3 protein-coding genes and 2 pseudogenes are annotated in these 2,036 nt (G+C 61.8%); all 5 read right to left on the minus strand.

Going from position 1 to position 2,036, the window contains the following annotated elements; genetic code table 11:
- On the minus strand, positions 1–157 hold a 157-nt coding region (locus tag AC1D34_RS37005; RefSeq protein WP_476826959.1), incomplete at its 3' end, for a transposase.
- A gap of 135 nt (positions 158–292) precedes the next feature.
- Positions 293–643 carry an IS66 family insertion sequence element accessory protein TnpB gene (gene tnpB / locus AC1D34_RS37010; RefSeq protein WP_476826958.1) on the minus strand — a complete coding sequence of 117 codons (351 nt, stop codon included), beginning with the start codon at positions 641–643 and terminating at the stop codon, positions 293–295.
- Positions 640–744 (minus strand): annotated as a pseudogene (locus AC1D34_RS37015) (IS66-like element accessory protein TnpA); the annotation flags it as partial. The gene tnpB and the pseudogene AC1D34_RS37015, both read right to left, overlap by 4 nt.
- A 49-nt stretch (positions 745–793) precedes the next feature.
- The gene (locus AC1D34_RS37020; RefSeq protein ID WP_476777457.1) at positions 794–1,702 is read right to left on the minus strand and encodes a hypothetical protein; all 909 of its coding nucleotides are present in this window, start codon (positions 1,700–1,702) and stop codon (positions 794–796) included.
- Between the two features lie 82 nt (positions 1,703–1,784).
- A pseudogene (locus AC1D34_RS37025) lies at positions 1,785–2,036 on the minus strand (type I secretion system permease/ATPase); the annotation flags it as partial.

Here is a 2,036-nt window from a genome sequence, read left to right on the forward strand (position 1 = left end):
GGAACAGCTGGCTCACGTGAATGCCAGCGGCACGCGCGACCTCGGATGAGGAAACGCCAGGCTCGAACGACGCCGCGACAAGCCGCTCCTTCTCCTCGCGAGACCACCGGCGCCGACGCTCGACAGATGTGATCACCTCGACGCGAGACAAAGTCATAGGGCTACTCCTAGGATTATCCCTAGGACTTCAGCCCTTCCTCAGCGCCAAACAAGGCGGCCATCCCCGGAGGCGTACCTTCAACGTCACGAAGCCAGTGAATCAGATTTCGCCTGCGATTTCAAAAGCTAAATGCTAACCGACCCGCGTTGGGCGCCACGTTTCCTGGGGGCTGCGCCAATCGRTTCCGGACAAAAGGTAGCCGAGCTGAGCCGTCGAGATCRTTACCGCCCCGTCCGCTGGGCTCGGCCACAAAAAAAAGCGCCCGCGTTCCAGCCGTTTCGTGAACAGGCAGGCGCCCTGGCCATCATGCCAGATCACCTTCAAAAGATCGCCGCGGCGACCACGGAAGCAGAAGAGATGCCCGCTCAGTGGATCCCGGCGAAGCACTTCCTGCACCTGCAGCGACAGGCCCGGAAAGCCGCGGCGCATATCCGTGTAGCCCGTCGCCAACCAGACCCGGACGCCCGTCGGAACCGGGATCACCGTAGCGTTTCCAGAGCGCGCAGAATCCGAAGCAGCGCATCGACATCAACGGTTCCGTCGACGATGACACGCCGCCCGTTCGCCGTCACGAGCTCGATCCGACTTGCGACAGAGTCAGATCGGCCGCACCTTGATTGCGAAGGTCAGAAACTAGCGGGCTTCGTCCGGAAGATTCCAATCTGCGAACGCACGCTTGATCAGCTCCTTCCCGGGCCGCGCCAGTTCCATTGTCAGCATATAGGAAGTTTCGCCCTTCGGCCGGACCGGCACGTCGATCCATTGTCCCTTCAGCAAGGCGCCAGTGACGTTTTGAAGCGCCTGCGAATCAGTCGCCGGGGTGAAAACGAACTCGCCCTCAGCCCGCCTGCGACCGACCATATCCATTGGTTCTCCGGAGCGATCTCCCGTCTGGCGAAGGCGGGGAACGCCGACTTCGCCCTCGCCTTCGCCCCGTACCTTGATCTCGATCATCAGGCCCCCCCCGGCCACGGCCGGCGACAACGCCAGGCTCATCGCAACCTCGTGCCCGTTGATGGTTAGGTTTCCAAAGATCCGCGAGACTTTGCCGTTCGCGGTCAGCAGGGGCGGCTCTGCTCCCCAGATCACCGTGCCGACCCTCACCGTCGGCTGCCCAATATCGTCGGCATGCTCTACGATCATCCCCCCTCGGACAGTGCCGCCCAGTGCCGCCTGCTTGACCGTCGCGGCAGCTGTGTCGCCGTCGTCGTTTCGTTGCCGCGGGTAAAGGCCGGTCAGATAGAGGGGGAAGTGCTGCACGAAGCGGTTCTGCCCAAACAGCATGGGAGCCTCGTCACCGCGCAGCCCGAGTGCAAACGGCTCCCGCGGCGCCTGATACCGGGGCTCATCCGACAGGAAGAATGGCGCGAAGGCGCCGCACTCCTTCAGAGCGCTGGTGAGATCCTTCTTTGTCAAGTTGAGAAAGCCGCATCCGGATCGGACGGCTGGAGAATTTGCGGCCGTTGGTTCCTGTGCCTGTGTCGGCGTACCGTCGACGAAGACCAAAAGCGCGCAAGCGGAGAAAGCCGACAGATTGCGCAAAGTGCGTCGGATCGATCGGCGCCTAGCTCGCTTCATCGCTCACGCCGCAATCTCGCCACTTGGCTTCCGGTTTCAGCACTCATCAGACCCCGCCGGCCTTTTCATTGAGGATACGCATTACCTTCTCGACTGGACCATCGGTAACGACCCGTCCGCCATCGATCACAACGATGCGTGACACCAGGGACAGAACCGCATTGCGATGTGTCGTCACGATCAGCGTTTGATCCGGACTCAATCCTTCCTTGAGACGGGTCACGAATTGACGCTCCGTCGCCGTATCCATCGAACTCGTCGGGTCGTCGAGGAAGATGATCCGGCCCGACGACAGTAG

The sequence above is a fragment of the Allobosea sp. P1_A7 genome, from assembly GCF_056406775.1.